13 protein-coding genes and 1 tRNA gene are annotated in these 16,328 nt (G+C 67.3%); 13 read left to right on the top strand and 1 reads right to left on the bottom strand.

Features of this window, described 5'->3' with window-relative positions:
- Nucleotides 1-202 precede the first annotated feature (202 nt).
- The 12 genes from ACF66B_RS01760 to ACF66B_RS01705 all read left to right on the top strand — a co-directional run bounded on the left by ACF66B_RS01760 (nt 203) and on the right by ACF66B_RS01705 (nt 15,046).
- On the top strand, nt 203-2,074 hold the full coding sequence (locus tag ACF66B_RS01760) for an ATP-binding protein (RefSeq protein ID WP_162683154.1): 1,872 nt from the start codon (nt 203-205) through the stop codon (nt 2,072-2,074).
- The gene (locus ACF66B_RS01755; protein ID WP_111428542.1) at nt 2,071-3,399 is read left to right on the top strand and encodes a sigma-54 dependent transcriptional regulator; all 1,329 of its coding nucleotides are present in this window, start codon (nt 2,071-2,073) and stop codon (nt 3,397-3,399) included. Before ACF66B_RS01760 ends, ACF66B_RS01755 begins: the two co-directional genes overlap by 4 nt.
- Nucleotides 3,400-3,617: 218 nt before the next feature.
- A complete protein-coding gene (locus tag ACF66B_RS01750; protein ID WP_111428543.1) occupies nt 3,618-4,622 on the top strand; it encodes a TRAP transporter substrate-binding protein in 1,005 nt (334 codons plus the stop codon).
- 103 nt (nt 4,623-4,725) lie between these two features.
- Nucleotides 4,726-5,349, top strand: a complete 624-nt coding sequence (locus tag ACF66B_RS01745; RefSeq protein ID WP_111428544.1) for a TRAP transporter small permease — start codon at nt 4,726-4,728, stop codon at nt 5,347-5,349.
- A gap of 3 nt (nt 5,350-5,352) precedes the next feature.
- Nucleotides 5,353-6,783 (top strand): TRAP transporter large permease, encoded by a 1,431-nt coding sequence (locus tag ACF66B_RS01740; RefSeq protein WP_111428545.1) that lies wholly within the window; start codon nt 5,353-5,355, stop codon nt 6,781-6,783.
- Nucleotides 6,784-6,967: 184 nt separating this feature from the next.
- Nucleotides 6,968-8,038 (top strand): LacI family DNA-binding transcriptional regulator, encoded by a 1,071-nt coding sequence (locus ACF66B_RS01735; RefSeq protein WP_392663809.1) that lies wholly within the window; start codon nt 6,968-6,970, stop codon nt 8,036-8,038.
- The gene (xylA, locus tag ACF66B_RS01730; protein WP_111428547.1) at nt 8,035-9,330 is read left to right on the top strand and encodes a xylose isomerase; all 1,296 of its coding nucleotides are present in this window, start codon (nt 8,035-8,037) and stop codon (nt 9,328-9,330) included. The genes ACF66B_RS01735 and xylA overlap by 4 nt, the downstream gene beginning before the upstream one ends.
- A 24-nt stretch (nt 9,331-9,354) precedes the next feature.
- Nucleotides 9,355-10,410, top strand: a complete 1,056-nt coding sequence (locus ACF66B_RS01725) for a sugar phosphate isomerase/epimerase family protein (protein ID WP_111428548.1) — start codon at nt 9,355-9,357, stop codon at nt 10,408-10,410.
- 1 nt (nt 10,411) lies between these two features.
- Entirely contained in the window at nt 10,412-11,554 is a 1,143-nt protein-coding gene (locus ACF66B_RS01720) for a Gfo/Idh/MocA family protein (RefSeq protein WP_111428549.1), read from the top strand.
- Nucleotides 11,551-13,068, top strand: a complete 1,518-nt coding sequence (locus ACF66B_RS01715; RefSeq protein WP_392663804.1) for a sugar ABC transporter ATP-binding protein — start codon at nt 11,551-11,553, stop codon at nt 13,066-13,068. Before ACF66B_RS01720 ends, ACF66B_RS01715 begins: the two co-directional genes overlap by 4 nt.
- A complete protein-coding gene (locus ACF66B_RS01710) occupies nt 13,068-14,066 on the top strand; it encodes an ABC transporter permease (RefSeq protein ID WP_392663801.1) in 999 nt (332 codons plus the stop codon). Before ACF66B_RS01715 ends, ACF66B_RS01710 begins: the two co-directional genes overlap by 1 nt.
- 38 nt (nt 14,067-14,104) lie before the next feature.
- Complete coding sequence (locus tag ACF66B_RS01705) at nt 14,105-15,046, top strand: ABC transporter substrate-binding protein (RefSeq protein ID WP_111428935.1); 942 nt, start codon at nt 14,105-14,107, stop codon at nt 15,044-15,046.
- A 120-nt stretch (nt 15,047-15,166) separates the two neighbouring features.
- Here ACF66B_RS01705 and ACF66B_RS01700 read toward each other — a convergent pair.
- Nucleotides 15,167-15,252, bottom strand: a tRNA-Tyr gene (locus ACF66B_RS01700).
- 167 nt (nt 15,253-15,419) lie between these two features.
- Between ACF66B_RS01700 and rlmB the strand changes: the two genes are divergently transcribed.
- Nucleotides 15,420-16,211, top strand: a complete 792-nt coding sequence (gene rlmB / locus ACF66B_RS01695) for a 23S rRNA (guanosine(2251)-2'-O)-methyltransferase RlmB (protein WP_392663799.1) — start codon at nt 15,420-15,422, stop codon at nt 16,209-16,211.
- The last annotated feature ends 117 nt before the right edge of the window (nt 16,212-16,328 follow it).

The raw sequence follows: 16,328 nt of genomic DNA, 5'->3' as shown, positions 1-16,328 counted from the left end.
CCGAGCTGAAGGAGACCTTACTTTTTCGTAAGATCCTCGATTGACGGGATATCCTGGACGGTTGCTCCTGCACGGACCATTGCGCGCCGCAGCCAATTGCGTGCTATGACGGGCGGACACGCGCCCGGCGCGCTCCCTCGCCATCCCGATGCGGCGCGGGGGTGGGGCCGCCGGGCTTTCGAACGGGAGGATCCTCGCGGCAGTGCGGCAACCGGTCCGGGAAGGCAGGAGCGAGACGGGCGTGCTGCCGGTGCTGGCGGCAGCGGCGGCCATTGCCTTCGTGGTGCTGGCCTGGATCGGCTACGAAGCGCTTGCGCGGGAATTCGAGGCCGAACTGGTGGAGGATGGTACCCGCTCGCTCGACCGGACGGCCGACATGGCCCGTGTCTGGTTCGAGCGCTACAGCGCACTCGCGCCGATCTATGCCCGAGATCCGCGCGTCACCGCCGCGCTCGAGGCGCCCGGCGATGCCGCGCTTGCCCGGACCCTCAACCGCGAGCTCGAAGCCTGGAACGGGCTCGCCGGCACCACCGACACCTATGTCATGAACCGCGACGGCACGACCATCGCCGCCTCGAACTGGGAGGAGGCCCACAGTTTCGTCGGCCGGAACTTCGCCTTCCGGCCCTACTTCCGCGACGCCCTGGAAGGCCGGCTCGGCCGCTTCTTCGGCCTCGGCACGACATCGGGGCTGCGCGGCTACTATTTTGGCGCTCCGGTTCGCGATGCGCGCGGCATCATCGGCGTGGTGGTGGTGAAGATCGCGATCACTCCGCTCGAGGAGGATCTCCGGCTCGGCCCGCATCAGGCCTTCTTCACCGACGAGGCCGGCATCATCGTCGTGGCCGGAACCCCGGCCCTGCGCCTCAAGCGGCTCGGAGAGATTGCCGAAGCCGAGCGCGCGCGGATCGTCGAGACGCGTCAGTTCGACGGTGCGACGCTTGGCCCCGCCCCGGTGGCCGCAGCCGGATCCTGGCTCGACGGCACCCAGCAGCTTGTCCGCGCCCCCGACGACAGCGGCAGCGGAACCGCGCACCGCTATGTCGATCTCAGCCGCCGCATCGAGACGCTGGACTGGACGCTCCATGTGCTCGCCGACACCGCCGTGGTGAACCGTCGCATGACCTCGGCCCTGCTCACGGGCGGCGCCGGTGCGCTCGCCCTGCTCACGCTCGCCTCCCTTCTCTGGCAGCGGCGCCAGCGGCTGGTCGAGCGGCTGCGGCATCGCGAGCGCGACCGGCTTGCGCTCGAGCGCCGTGTGGCGCAGCGCACCGCCGAACTCACCGCGGCGAATGCCCGGCTCGAGGCGGAGGTTGCCGAGCGGCGCAATGCCGAGGAGAGCCTGCGGCGGACCCAGAGCGAGCTAGTGCAGGCCGGCAAGCTCGCCGCCCTCGGCCAGATGTCGGCCGCCCTCAGCCACGAGTTCAACCAGCCGCTCACGGCGATCCGCACCTATTCAGAGAACGCCATCGCCTTCTACGAGGCGGGCGCGGGCCAGAAGGCGGCAGAGAACCTCGCCCGGGTGCTGCGCCTCACCGAGCGGATGGCCCAGCTTTCGAAACACCTGACCCGCTTCGCCCGCCGCTCGCAGGACGACGTGACGCCCGTCGATCTCGATGCGGTGCTTTCGGACGCGCTCGGCCTGCTCAAGGGACGGATCGAACGGGCCGAGGCGGAGGTGCGCCGCGAGGGCGATGCCGGGCTCGCGGTGCTCGGCGGCGCGGTCCGGCTCCAGCATGTGGTGATGAACCTCGTCGGCAATGCGCTCGATGCGGTTCCCGCGGACCGGACACCCCAGATCCGCATCGCGCTCCGGCGGGACGGCGGCGAGATCGAGATCGCCGTCGAGGACAACGGCACCGGCATCGCGCCGGAGGCCCTGCCCCGTATCTTCGATCCGTTCTTCACCACCAAGGAGGTCGGCAAGGGGCTCGGGCTCGGGCTCTCGATCTCCTTCAACATCGTGAAGGATTTCGGCGGCACCATGCGGGCGGAAAATGGCGCGGACGGCGGCGCGCGCTTTGTCATCCGGCTTCCCGCCGCGGGAACCGGCACGCGGGAGGCGGCGGAATGAGCGCGATCGAGGTGCTGCTCGTCGATGACGAAGAGGATATCCGCGTCTCGGTCGGCCAGGCGCTCGAGCTCCGCGGCTTCGAGGTCACGGCCTTCGCGCGCGCCGAGCGGGTACTCGACCGGCTCGGCCGCGATTTCACCGGTGTCATCGTCTCCGATATCCGCATGCCGCGGATGGACGGGCTCGCGCTCCTCGACGGCGCGCTCGGGATCGACGCCGATCAGCCGGTCATCCTCATCACCGGCCATGGCGACGTGCCGCTGGCGGTCGAGGCGCTCGGACGCGGGGCCTATGATTTCATCGAGAAGCCCTTCGCAACCGACCGGCTGGTGCATTCGATCACCCGGGCGGCCGAGAAGCGCCACCTCACGCTCGAACTTCGCCGCCTGCGGGAGGCGCCCGCCCCGGACGATCCGCTGGAGGCGATGATCCTCGGCCGCTCGCCCGCGATGACCGAGTTCCGCCGCAAGCTCCGGACCGTGGCGGAAACCGATCTCGATGTCCTCCTTGTGGGCGAGACCGGAACCGGCAAGGAGCTCGCCGCCCGCGCGCTTCACGGGTTGTCCGCCCGCCGCGATCGCCCCTTTATCACCATCAATCTCGCCGCGCTCCCCGCCGCCCATGCCGAGGCCGAGCTCTTCGGCCATGTCGCGGGTTTTGCCGGCTCGGCACGGGCGCGGATCGGCCGGCTCGAGCACGGCCGCGGCGGCACGGTGCATCTCGACGAGATCGGCTCGGTGCCGCTCGCGCTGCAGGTCAAGCTCCTGCGCGTGCTCGAGGACCGCGCCATCGAGCCACTCGGCGGCGGCGACCGGGTCGATCTCGACATCCGCGTCATCGCCTCGACGCGGGAGAGCCTCGAGGAACTGGTGGCCGAGGGCCGTTTCCGCGACGACCTGCTCTACCGGGTGAACCCCGTCACCCTCCGCATCCCGCCGCTGCGGGCGCGGGGCGGCGACATCCCGCGCCTCTTCCAGCATTTCGCCGCCGCCGCGGCCGGGCGGCACGGGCGTGATGGGCCGGAGGTTCCGCCGGAGACGCTGCTCGCCGTCGCTTCGCGCGACTGGCCCGGCAATCTTCGCGAACTCAAGAACGCCGCCGAGCGCTTCATCCTCGGGATCGAGAGCGACCCCGCACCGGGCGCGGCCCGCGGCCTGACGCTGGCCGAACGAATCGACCGATTCGAGCGCGATGTGCTGACCGCGACGCTCGCCGCACATGACGGCAGCCTGAAAGCGACCTACGAATCGCTCGGGCTCGCCCGCAAGACCCTCTACGAGAAGATGCAGAAGCACGGTCTGCGCCGCGAGGACTTCAGCGACTGACGCCGGACGTCCCTGCCGCCACCCGCCCCTCGGGCCGACATGGGTGGCTGAGGGAACATCGCACCCGCCTTCGCCTCAAAATGATCGCATGGCAGCCTTGCATTCGTTGCATGGCTCGCAGGTCCGTGGCCTTTTCGATGGCACGAGCCGCCCACGGGCGGTCAACACCGGGCAAACGATCGCCCCGAAAAAACGCCAAACCAATCGGAGGAACCCGTATGAAGCGCGTATCCATTCTTGCCGCCACCGTCTGCGCCGTTGCCCTTGCCGGGCCGGTCTTCGCCGCCTGCGACGAGGGCGAGACCCTCATCAAGTTCGCCCATGTGACCAACTCGGACAAGCATCCCAAGGGTATCGCGGCCCAGCTCTTCGCCGACCGCGTGAACGAGGAGATGAACGGCAAGGTCTGCGTCGAGGTCTATCCGAACTCCACCCTCTATGACGACGACAAGGTCCTCGAGGCCATGCTTCAGGGCGACGTGCAGATGGCCGCGCCCTCGCTCTCGAAATTCGAGACCTTCACCAAGAAGCTCCGCATCTTCGACCTTCCCTTCCTTTTCAACGACATGCCGTCGGTCGACCGCTTCCAGACCTCCGAGCCCGGCCAGGCGCTGCTTGCCTCGATGGAGCGCAAGGGGCTGACCGGCCTCGCCTACTGGCATTCCGGCATGAAGCAGCTCTCGGCCAACAAGCCCCTGCTCGAGCCGGGCGATGCCAAGGGCCTCAAGTTCCGCATCCAGCCCTCCGACGTGCTTCAGGCGCAGTTCGAGGCGCTGGGCGCTAACCCGCAGAAGATGGCCTTCTCGGAGGTCTACGGCGCGCTGCAGACCGGCGTTGTCGACGGGCAGGAAAACACCTGGTCGAACACCTACGGCCAGAAGTATTTCGAGGTGCAGGACGGCATCACCCATACCGACCACGGCGTGCTCGACTACATGGTCGTCGTCTCCACCGACTGGTGGCAGGGCCTGCCCGATGACGTGCGCGAGCAGCTCGCCACGATCATGCAGGAAGTGACGACCGAGCGGAACACCGCTGTCGTCGAGATCGAGGAGCAGTCCAAGGAAGCCATCGTCGAGGCGGGTGGCACGGTCCGCGAACTGACGCCCGAGCAGCGCGAGGACTGGGTCGCGGTGATGAAGCCCGTCTGGGACCAGTTCTCCGACCAGATCGGGCAGGACAACATCGACGCCGCACTCGAGGCCAACACGCTCACTAACTGAGCCGTCATCCCGGGCCCGCAGCGCCGAGGCGTCTGCGGGCCCATCGGGCTGCCGGGCCTGCTCCGCCCGCGCCGAAACCCCAAAAAATCCGAGGAAACACCCGATGTCCTATCCGCCGAAAACGGCCCTGGGACGAGCGGTCAACGAGATCGAGGAGACGCTGATCGCGGTCTGCCTCGGACTGATGACGCTCATCACCTTCGCCAATGTCATCGCGCGTTACATCTTCAACGCCAACGTTCTCTGGGCGCTTGAGGCGACTGTCTTTCTCTTCGCCTGGCTGGTGCTGATCGGCACCTCCTACGTGGTCAAGGTCGGCGGCCATCTCGGGGTCGATGCACTCGTCAAGGTGCTCTCTCCCGGGACCCGCCGCTACGTCTCCCTGGTCGCCGCGGCCTGCTGCATCGTCTTCTCGCTGCTGCTGCTGATCGGCGCCTGGGAATACTGGGCGCCCTTCATCGGCAAGCAGGCCTGGTACGAGGTCAACGACATCCCGATGCCCGGCTGGCTCCGCTTCATCGAGCCCATCCTCAACGAGGGTGAGCCCTACGAGAAGCTGCCGCGCTTCATCCCCTACGCCGCGCTCCCCATCGGCATGGCGCTGCTGCTCTTCCGCTTCATCGAAGCCGCCTGGCATGTCTGGACCGGCCAAACCGACCTGCTCGTCGCCAGCCACGAGGCCGAGGAAATGGTTTCCGAGGCAGCCCGCTCGGCGAAGGAGGACTGATCCATGGATGTCGCATTTCTCTTTCTGCTGATCGTCGGCCTGATGCTGATCGGCGTGCCGATCGCCGTCTCGCTCGGACTCTCCTCGATCCTCTTCCTGCTGCTCTTCTCCGACACCTCGCTTGCCTCGATTGCACAGCAGCTCTTCAACGCCTTCGCCGGTCACTACACCCTGCTCGCGATCCCGTTCTTCATCCTCGCCTCGACCTTCATGTCGACAGGCGGCGTGGCTGACCGGATCATCCGCTTCGCCATCGCGAGCGTCGGGCACTTCAAGGGCGGGCTCGCCATCGCGTCGGTCTTTGCCTGCATGCTCTTCGCGGCGCTCTCGGGCTCCTCGCCCGCCACCGTGGTCGCGATCGGCTCGATCTGCATCGCGGGCATGCGGAAGATGGGCTACACCAAGGACTTCGCCGCAGGCGTGATCTGCAATGCCGGCACCCTCGGCATCCTCATCCCGCCCTCGATCGTCATGGTGGTCTATGCCGCCGCCGTCGATGTCTCCGTTGGCCGCCTGTTCCTCGCCGGCGTCATCCCCGGCCTGCTGGCGGGCGCGATGCTGATGGTCGGCATCTATGTCGCAGCACGCTGGAAAGGCCTGCCCTCGCAGCCCTTCGCCGGCTGGGGCGAGATCTTCGCCGCCGCCCGCGAGGCGGGCTGGGGCCTCTTCCTGATCGTCATCATCCTCGGCGGCATCTACGGCGGTATCTTCACGCCGACCGAAGCCGCAGCCGTCGCGGCGGTCTATGCCTTCATCGTCGCAAACTTCATCTACCGCGACATGGGGCCGCTCTGCGACCGAAGCGAAGCCGATGCCGCCGAACCGGACGGCGCGCGCTCCCTCTCCGCCGCCGCCGTCACGCAGCGCAAGCACAGCCTGCTCACCCGGCCCTGGGCGCTCATCACGGTGTTCTTCCACCGCGACACCAAGCAGGCGCTTTTCGAAAGCGGCAAGGTGACCATCATGCTGATGTTCATCATCGCCAACGCGCTGATCCTCAAGCACGTCCTGACCGACGAGCAGGTGCCCCAGGCGATCACGGCAGCACTCCTCGACGCAGGCTTCGGCCCGGTGATGTTCCTCATCATCGTCAACGTGATCCTGCTGATCGGCGGGCAGTTCATGGAGCCCTCGGGCCTCATCGTGATCGTCGCGCCCCTCGTCTTCCCCATCGCCATGGAACTCGGGATCAACCCGATCCATCTCGGCATCATCATGGTGGTGAACATGGAGATCGGCATGATCACACCGCCCGTCGGCCTCAACCTCTTCGTGACCTCGAGCGTGGCCTCGATGCCGATGACCCAGGTCGTCCGCGCGGCTCTGCCCTGGCTCGGCATCCTGGTGATCTTCCTGATCATCGTGACCTACGTGCCGTTCATCTCGACCTGGCTGCCGACAACATTCATGGGACCGGAGCTCATCATAAAGTAGCCGCAGCCCGTGGGCGCCGGCCTCCCCGGCGCCCTCCAAACCAACTCCCCAAACTTGGCCGTCCGCACATCGCGGGCGGCTCTTTTGCATCTGCGAAGGCCAATTTGGTTGATGAAAGACGTCTATCATAAACTGATTGACGTCTTTCAGAGACTCGGCTCTACTGCGGAGAGGGAGGACAATAATGACAAGGCGAATGCCGACCCTGACCGACGTGGCCCGCCACGCCGGCGTGAGCTATGCGACAGCCGATCGCGTCGTGAACGGCCGCGGCGGCGTCTCGGAGAAATCCGCCCTGCGCGTCCGGCGCGCCGTGGAAGATCTCGGCTACGTCCGCAACGTCGCGGCCGCGAACCTTTCCCAGCGCCGCACCTACCGCTTCGCCGTCATCCTGCCCTCCGGCCCGAACGCCTTCTTCGGCAAGGTGCGCGACATCATCTCGCAGGAGCGCCGGCGTCTCCGGCGCGAGCTGGTGGACCTCCGCCTCGAGACCGTCGAGGCCTTCGACCCCGAGGCGCTTGCCGCGCATCTGGCCGGCCTCGCGAGGGACGGGCTCGATGGTGTCGCCCTCGTGGGAAGCGACCATCCAAAGGTCTGCGAGGCGATGGCGGCGCTGCGCCGCGACGGCCTCGCGGTCGTCACGCTCATTTCCGATGTCACCGACAGCTTCCGCGACGCCTATGTCGGCATCGACAACCGGGTTGCGGGGTGCACCGCGGGACGGCTGATCGGGCTTGCCCATACCGGTCGCGCCGGGCGCATCCTGCCCATCGTCGGTGCGCTGTCGGCGCGCGACCACGCCGACCGGCTCGGCGGCTTCCGCGAGACCCTCGCCGCGCGCCATCCGGGCCTCACCGTCCTGCCCGAAATCGAGGGGCGTGACCGGCACGAGCGGGTCGAGGCACAGGTGGCGGAGATCCTTGCCGCCGATCCCGGCATCACGGCGATCTACAGTGCGGGCGCCGGCAACAGCGGCCTTGTCCGCGTGCTCGAGGGGCGCGCGCCGGCGGAGCGCCCCGTCGTCGTGCTCCACGAACTCGTCGCCCATTCGCGCCGCGCGCTCGAGCAGGGGCTCGTCGATGTGGTGATCGACCAGCGCCCCGCCGAGGAAATCACCCTCGCCATCGCGCACATGCGCGCCGTGGCCGACCGGATGCCCGCCCCGGCGGCCGGGCCGGTCGTGCCCGCCATCTACGTCAGTGAAAATCTGCCGCCCGATCCTGGTGCGGTCCCGCAAGGAGAACCTTCAAGATGAGCAATTTCTTCGGCGATCTCGCCCCGCTGAGCTTCGACCCGGAGGCAGAAGGGCTCGCATTCCGTGCCTACAATCCGGACGAGGTCGTTCTTGGAAAACGGCTTGAGGACCACCTGCGTTTCGCGATCGCCTACTGGCATTCCTTCGCCTGGCCGGGCGGCGACCCGTTTGGCGGCCAGACCTTCGAGCGCCCCTGGTTCGGCGACGGCATGGACGCCGCCCGCCTCAAGGCCGAAGTCGCCTTCGAGATGTTCGAACTCCTCGGCGCATCGTATTTCTGCTTCCACGACCTCGACATCCGCCCCGAAGGCGCGAGCTTCACCGAGAGCAAGCGCAATTTCGAGGAGATCGTCGCGATCTTCGAGGAAAAGATGGAGACCGCGAAGGTCCGGCTGCTCTGGGGCACCGCGAACCTCTTTTCCCACCGCCGCTTCATGTCGGGTGCCGCCTCGAACCCCGATCCCGACGTCTTCGCCTGGTCGGCCGCGACCGTGAAGTCCTGCATGGACGCCACCCACCGGCTCAAGGGCGAGAACTACGTGCTCTGGGGCGGCCGCGAAGGCTACGAGACCCTGCTCAACACGGATCTCAAGCAGGAGCTCGACCACATGGGCCGGTTCCTCTCGATGGTGGTGGATTACAAGCACAAGATCGGCTTTCCCGGCACCATCCTGATCGAACCGAAGCCACAGGAGCCCACCAAGCACCAGTACGACTATGACGTCGCGACCGTCTTCGGCTTCCTGCAGCGCTTCGGGCTGGAAAAGGAGGTGAAGGTCAATATCGAACAGGGCCACGCCATCCTCGCCGGGCATTCCTTCGAGCATGAGATCGCGCTCGCCCAGGCACTCGGCGTCTTCGGCTCGATCGACATGAACCGCAACGATTACCAGTCCGGCTGGGACACCGACCAGTTCCCCAACAACGTGCCCGAGGTGGCGCTGGCCTACTATGAAATCCTGAAGGGCGGTGGTTTCACCACTGGCGGAACCAACTTCGACGCGAAGCTCCGCCGCCAGTCGCTCGACCCCGAGGATCTGATCGCGGCCCATGCCGGGGCGATGGATATCTGTGCCCGCGGCCTCAAGGCGGCGGCGCGGATGCTCGAGGATGACGCGCTCGAGGCTCCGCGCAGGGCCCGCTACGCCGGATGGGAGACACCCGAGGCGCAGGCGATGCTCACAAGCGATCTCGCCAGCATTTCCGCCCGCGTCGAGGCCGGGGACGTCGATCCTCAGCCGCGCTCGGGCCGGCAGGAAAAGCTCGAGAACATCGTCAACCGCTACGTCTGAAACGACAAAACCGGGGAGGAAACGATGAAGACTATCAAGGGGCCGGGCCTGTTCCTGGCACAATTCGCAGGTGACGAGGCTCCCTTCAATTCCTGGGATGCCATCACGAAATGGGCGGCCGACTGCGGTTATGCCGGGGTACAGGTCCCAAGTTGGGACGCGCGCCTCGTGGATCTCGCGCAACTCGCCGCCTCGAAGGACTATGCCGAGGAATGGGCCGGCAAGGCTCGCGAAAACGGCGTCGAGGTCACCGAACTCTCGACCCATATCACCGGCCAGCTCGTCGCGGTGCACCCCGCCTATGACGCATGGGTTGACGGCTTCGCGGCGCCGGAGGTCCGCGGCAAGCCGAAGGAGCGCACCGAATGGGCGGTCGATCAGGTGAAGAAGGCGCTGACCGCCTCGCGCCATCTCGGCATCGGCCAGCACGTCACCTTCTCCGGCGGGCTCGTCTGGCCCTTCCTCTATCCCTTTCCGCAACGGCCGCAGGGGCTTGTCGAGACCGCCTTTGACGAACTCGCGCGGCGCTGGCGGCCGATCCTCGACCATGCCGAGGAGATGGGGGTGGACGTCTGCTACGAGATCCACCCGATGGAGGATCTCCATGACGGCGTGACCTTCGAGATGTTCCTCGAGCGGCTCGACAATCACCCGCGCTGCAACATGCTCTACGATCCCTCGCACTACGTCCTGCAGTGCCTTGATTACCTTGAGAATATCGACATCTACAAGGACCGCATCAAGATGTTCCACGTCAAGGATGCGGAGTTCAACCCCACGGGCCGCCAGGGCGTCTACGGCGGCTATCAGCCCTGGGTGGACCGCGCCGGGCGCTTCCGCAGCCTTGGCGACGGCCAGGTCGATTTCGGCGCGATCTTCTCCAAGATGGCGGCGAACGATTTCGAGGGCTGGGCGGTTGTCGAATGGGAATGCTGCCTCAAGCATCCCGAAGACGGTGCGCGCGAGGGCGCCCGCTTCGTCAAGGATCACATCATCCGCGTAACCCCGCATGCCTTCGACGATTTCGCCGGTGGCGCAACGGATGACGCCGCCAACCGCAAGATGCTGGGGATCGACTGAAATGGCACGTATTCGACTGGGAATGGTCGGTGGCGGCAACGATGCCTTCATCGGCGGCGTTCACCGCATCGCCAGCCGCATCGACGACCGCTTCGAACTGGTCGCCGGCGCGCTCTCCTCGACGCCCGAGAAGGCGCGGGCCAGCGCCGCCGCCCTCGGCATCGCCCCGGACCGGGCCTATGGCAGCTTCGAGGAAATGGCCGCCGCGGAAGCCGCGCGGCCCGACGGCATCGAGGCGGTCTCGATCGTTACCCCGAACCATGTCCACTACCCCGCCGCGAAGGCCTTCCTCGAGCGCGGCATCCACGTGATCTGCGACAAGCCGCTCACCGCCACCTCCGAGGATGCCGAGGCGCTGGAACGCGCCGTCGCCGCTTCCTCCGCGCTCTTCATCCTCACCCACAACTACACCGGCTATCCCATGGTGCGGCAGGCCCGCGCCATGGTGAGCGAAGGCGCACTCGGCACGATCCGCATCGTGCAGGCCGAATACCCGCAGGACTGGCTCACCGAAAGCCTCGAGACCGAAGGCGTCAAGCAGGCCGAGTGGCGCACCGATCCGGCGCGCTCTGGCGCGGGCGGCGCGGTGGGCGACATCGGCACGCATGCCTACAACCTCGCCTGCTTCGTCACCGGCCTCAAGGGCACGGAGCTCGCCGCCGACCTCCAGAGCTTCGGCGCCGGGCGGCGGCTCGACGACAATGCCCACGTAATGCTGCGCTTTTCGGGCGGCGCGCGCGGAATGCTCTGGTGTTCCCAGGTCGCGCCCGGCAACGAAAACGGCCTCCGCCTGCGGGTCTATGGCGACAAGGGCGGGCTCGAATGGGCGCAGGAGGATCCGAACTACCTCTGGTTCAGCCCCCATGGCGAACCCCGCCGCCAGATCCGCCGCATGGGCGCGGGCGCCGACATGGCCGCCAATGCGGTGAGCCGCATTCCGTCCGGCCACCCGGAGGGGTATCTCGAGGGCTTCGCCAACATCTACACCGCCGCCGCCGAAGCGATCCGCGCGGTGCAGGACGGCGCCTCCCGGGGCGACGCCATCGGCCTCCTGCCCGGCATCTCCGCCGGCATGGAGGGCATGGCCTTCATCCGCGCCTGCGTGACCTCCTCGGCCCGAAACGCGGCTTGGGTGGCATTGTGAGCGCCGCGCCCATCCTGCGCCTCGCCGGGGTTACCCGCAGCTTCGGCCCGGTCGAGGTGCTTCACGGCATCGACCTCGACCTCCGGGCCGGCGAGGTCCACGCCCTGATCGGCGAGAACGGGGCGGGCAAGTCCACCACGATGAAGATCCTCGCCGGCTACCAGCCCGCCACCCGCGGCCGCATCCTGCTCGATGACCAGGAGGTCACCTTCCGGTCGCTGCACGAGGGCGAGGAAGCCGGGATCGTGATGATCCACCAGGAGTTCAACCTCGCCGAGCAGCTCACGGTCGAGCAGAACATCTTCCTCGGCCGCGAGCTCCGCCGCGGCTGGCTCCTCGACAAGGCGGAGATGCGCAAGCGCACCCGCGCCTATCTCGACCGGGTGAAATGCCCGGTCGATCCCGACACACCGGTCTCGCGGCTCTCGAATTCCGACAAGCAGATGGTCGAGATCGCCAAGGCGCTCAGCCGCGACGCGCGTGTTCTCATCATGGACGAGCCCACCGCGGTGCTCACCAATACCGAAACCCGGGTGCTCTTCGAACAGGTCCGGGCGATGCGCGCCGCCGGCACCGCGATCCTCTTCACCTCCCACAAGCTCGGCGAGGTGGCCGAGATCGCCGACCGGGTGACGGTGATGCGCGACGGCAGCGTCGTTCACACCGGGCCTGCAAGCGCGATCAGCGAGGACGGGATGGCCAGCGCGATGGTCGGCCGCGACGTCTCCGACCTCTACCCGGCAAAACCCGCCGCAGCCCCCGAACCGGCCATCGCGCTCCGCGTCCGCGGCCTCGATGTGCCGGGCCATGCCGAGGCCATCGGCTTCGATCTCCACGCAGGCGAGATCCTCGGCATCGCGGGCCTCATCGGTTCGGGCCGCACCGAGGCGATGGAAGGCCTCTGCGGCCTCCGGCCCGCCACCACCCGCGCACTCGAGATCGGCGGCAAGCCCGCCACGATCCGCCGCCCCTCCGATGCGCTCGCCCACGGCCTCTGCTACCTCACCGAGGACCGCAAGCTCCGCGGCCTGCTGCTCGAGAAGGGCATGCGGGTCAATCTCACCCTTCAGGCACTGGCGAAATTCGGCCGCGTGCTGATCGATCAGGCCGCCGAGGAGCGCGCGCTCGACACCGCGATCCGCGAATTCGACATCCGCGCCGGGCGCCGCGACATGCGCGTCGGCAACCTCTCGGGCGGCAACCAGCAGAAACTCCTGCTCGCCAAGGTCATGCAGTCCGAGCCGCGGATCCTCGTCGTCGACGAGCCGACCCGCGGCATCGACATCGGCACCAAGCAGCAGATCTACGCCTTCCTCCGCGCGCTGGCGGCCGAGGGCCGCGCGATCATCGTCGTTTCCTCCGAGATGCAGGAGGTGATCGGCCTCTCCGACCGGGTGCTCGTGATGCGCCGCGGCCGGATCGCCGGACGCCTCGAAGGCGCGGAAATCACCGAAGACACCATCGTGCGCCACGCCATGGGCGTCGGCGCCAGCAGCCAGGAGAGGGTCGCCTGATGGCCATGGATACCACCACGCCCGCGTCCCGGCGCAGCCTGCCCTCGATGAGTGTCCTCGGGCCCATCATCGCGCTGGTGGCGCTCGTCGTGATCGGGGCGCTGCTCAACCCCAATTTCCTCGGTGCGGCCAACATCACCAACGTGCTCGCCCGCTCGGCCTTCATCGGCATCATCGCGGTTGGCACGACCTTCGTCATCACCGCGGGCGGGCTCGACCTCTCGGTCGGCTCGATGGCGGCCTTCATTGCGGGCCTCATGATCCTCGTGATGAACGCGGCCCTGCCCACGCTCGGCGTCGGCGTGCCGATCATCCTGCTCGGCATGGCAACGGCGCTGGCCGCCGGGCTCATCGCCGGGCTTATCAACGGATTCCTGATCACCACGCTCGGGATCGAGGCCTTCATCGTCACCCTCGGCACCATGGGCATCTACCGCTCGCTCGTCACGTGGCTCGCCGACGGCGGCACGCTCTCGCTCGATTTCGGCCTGCGCACCTTCTACCGCCCGGTCTATTTCGACGGCATCCTCGGGATCAGCTGGCCGATCATCGTCTTCGCTCTCGTGGTGATCGGCGGCGAGATCCTGATGAGCCGGTCCCGCTTCGGACGGCACTGCGCCGCGACCGGCTCCAACGAGCATGTGGCGCATTACTCGAACGTCAACGTGAACCGCACGCGGCTCTTCACCTACGCGATGCTCGGCATGCTCGTCGGCGTCGCAACGATCATGTATGTGCCGCGCCTCGGCTCGGCCTCGGCCTCCACCGGCGTCCTCTGGGAGCTCGAGGCCATCGCCGCGGTCATCATCGGCGGCACGGTGCTCAAGGGCGGCTTCGGCCGCGTCTGGGGCACGGTGATCGGCGTCCTGATCCTGAGCATGATCGACAACATCCTTAACCTGACTGACCTGGTCTCGCCCTATCTCAACGGTGCGATCCAGGGCGTCATCATCGTTCTCGCAGTCATCCTGCAGCGGGAAGCCAAGGCAAAGGGCTGAAGCCCAGCCACCATCCGGGAGGAAACGCAATGACTTACATGAAGACGCTGCTTGCAGGCAGCCTCGCACTCACCCTCGGCGCCGCCACAGCCGAGGCCCAGGAGACCAAGGTGATCGGCGTCTCGATCCCCGCGGCAACCCATGGCTGGGCGGGCGGCATGAACTACCACGCCCAGGAAGCCGTCGCGCGGCTCGAGAAGGTCTATCCCGACCTCCAGTTCGTCCTCGCCACCGCCTCCGATCCGGGCAAGCAGGTGAACGACATCGAGGACATGATGGCGACGCGCAACATCAACGCCCTCGTCGTGCTGCCTTTCGAATCCGAACCGCTGACCGCCCCCGTGCAGGCGGTCGCCGAGGCTGGCGCCTGGGTCACCGTGGTTGATCGCGGCCTTTCGGTCGAGGGGATCGAGGATCTCTATGTCGCCGGCGACAATCCGGGCTTCGGCCGCGTCTCGGGTGAATACATGGCCTCGAAGATGCCCGACGGCGGCAAGATCGTCGTGCTGCGCGGCATCCCGACGACCATCGACAACCAGCGCGTCGAGGGATTCGAGGCCGGCATTGAAGGTTCGGGCATCGAGATCCTCGGCATGGAGCACGGCAACTGGAACCGTGACGACAGCTTCAACGTGATGCAGGACTTCCTGTCCAAGTATCCGCAGATTGACGCGGTCTGGGCCTCGGATGACGACATGGCGGTGGGCGTGCTCGCCGCGATCGAGGCCTCGGGCCGCGACGACATCCAGTTCGTGCTCGGCGGCGCCGGCATGAAGGAAATGATCAAGCGCGTCATGGACAACGACAGCATGATCCCGGCCGATGTCACCTACCCGCCGTCGATGATCGCCACCGCCATCGAGCTCACCGCCATCGCGATGACCTCGACCGCACCAGTCTCGGGCACCTTCACCATCGGCTCGGTGCTGGTTACCCCGGAGAACGCCGAACAGTACTACTTCCCCGACAGCCCGTTCTGACCCCGCGTCACAGGCACCAGGCCCCGGACCGGCAAGGCGCGCCGGTCCGGGGCCAACCATGAGCCAACGGCCCGTGCGCGCGCATCGCCCGTCGGCAAAAGATCAAAAATTTCAGGTAATTGGTGGAGGGGACTGGATTCGAACCAGTGTAGGGTTGCCCCGACGGATTTACAGTCCGTTGCATTTGACCGCTCTGCCACCCCTCCAGAGGTTGCTACGGGCAATGCTCTTGCCCGCGCGGTAGCGGGGAATTATGCCAGTGCGCCGGATGCGTCAACACGAAAAATCCCCGAAGGCAAATTTCCCGCGACGCCTTGCAAGCCGCCCGCGCCCATGGCTATTTCCGCAGCGAAGATCGCGTATGGGGATGAACATGGCCAAGAAGCCCACCTGGGCCGTCGAGAAGGAACGCGCCCGAAGGACCGGCGAGGGAGCCGGCGACACGGTCTGGCTCTTCGGCATTCACGCCGTGCGCGACGCGCTTGCCAATCCCGCCCGCGAGCGCCTGCGGCTCATCCTCACCCGCAACGCCGCCGACCGGCTCGCCCCGGAACTCGCCGCCTCCGGCATGACGCCCGAGATCGTGGACGCCCGGAAGTTCAACGCCCCGCTCGATCCCCAATCGGTTCACCAGGGCGCCGCGCTCGAGGCGAAACCCCTCGACTGGGGCTCGGTTTCCGAGCTCTGCGCGCCGCGGGGCGAGGCTCTGCTCGTGCTGCTTCTCGACCGGGTGACGGATCCGCACAATGTCGGCGCCGTGCTGCGCTCGGCCGAGGTTTTCGGCGCGCGCGCGGTGATCGCACCGCACCGGCATTCCGCCCCCGAGACCGGTGCGCTCGCCAAGACCGCCTCGGGCGCGCTGGAGCGCCAGCCCTACCTGCGGGTGCCGAACCTCGCCAACGCGATGGAGGCGCTGCGCGGCATGGGCTACGCGATCGCGGGCCTCGACGGCACCGGCGAGACCACCATCGGCGCCGTTGCGGAGGAATTCGCCGCCCAGCCCCTCGCGCTTGCGCTCGGGGCCGAGGGGCCAGGCCTGCGCGAGCTTACCACCAAGCTCTGCGACCGGCTCGCACGCATCCCGGCCACCGGCGGCTTCGGTTCGCTCAACGTCTCGAACGCCGCCGCCGTCGCGCTCTACGCCGCCCGGACGGCGCGCGGCTGAGCCCGATGTTCACATTTCCTTCACTGCCCTTCTCCGCCACAGTTCACGCCCCATATGAGCAAGGAAGCAAGATGCTTGGAACTGCCTTGCTTTATCTCACTGTCCCTCGTTCCGACT

This window comes from Amaricoccus sp. B4, assembly GCF_043226085.1.
Lineage (GTDB): Bacteria > Pseudomonadota > Alphaproteobacteria > Rhodobacterales > Rhodobacteraceae > Amaricoccus.
This window is presented reverse-complemented; position numbering and strand designations above follow the sequence as displayed.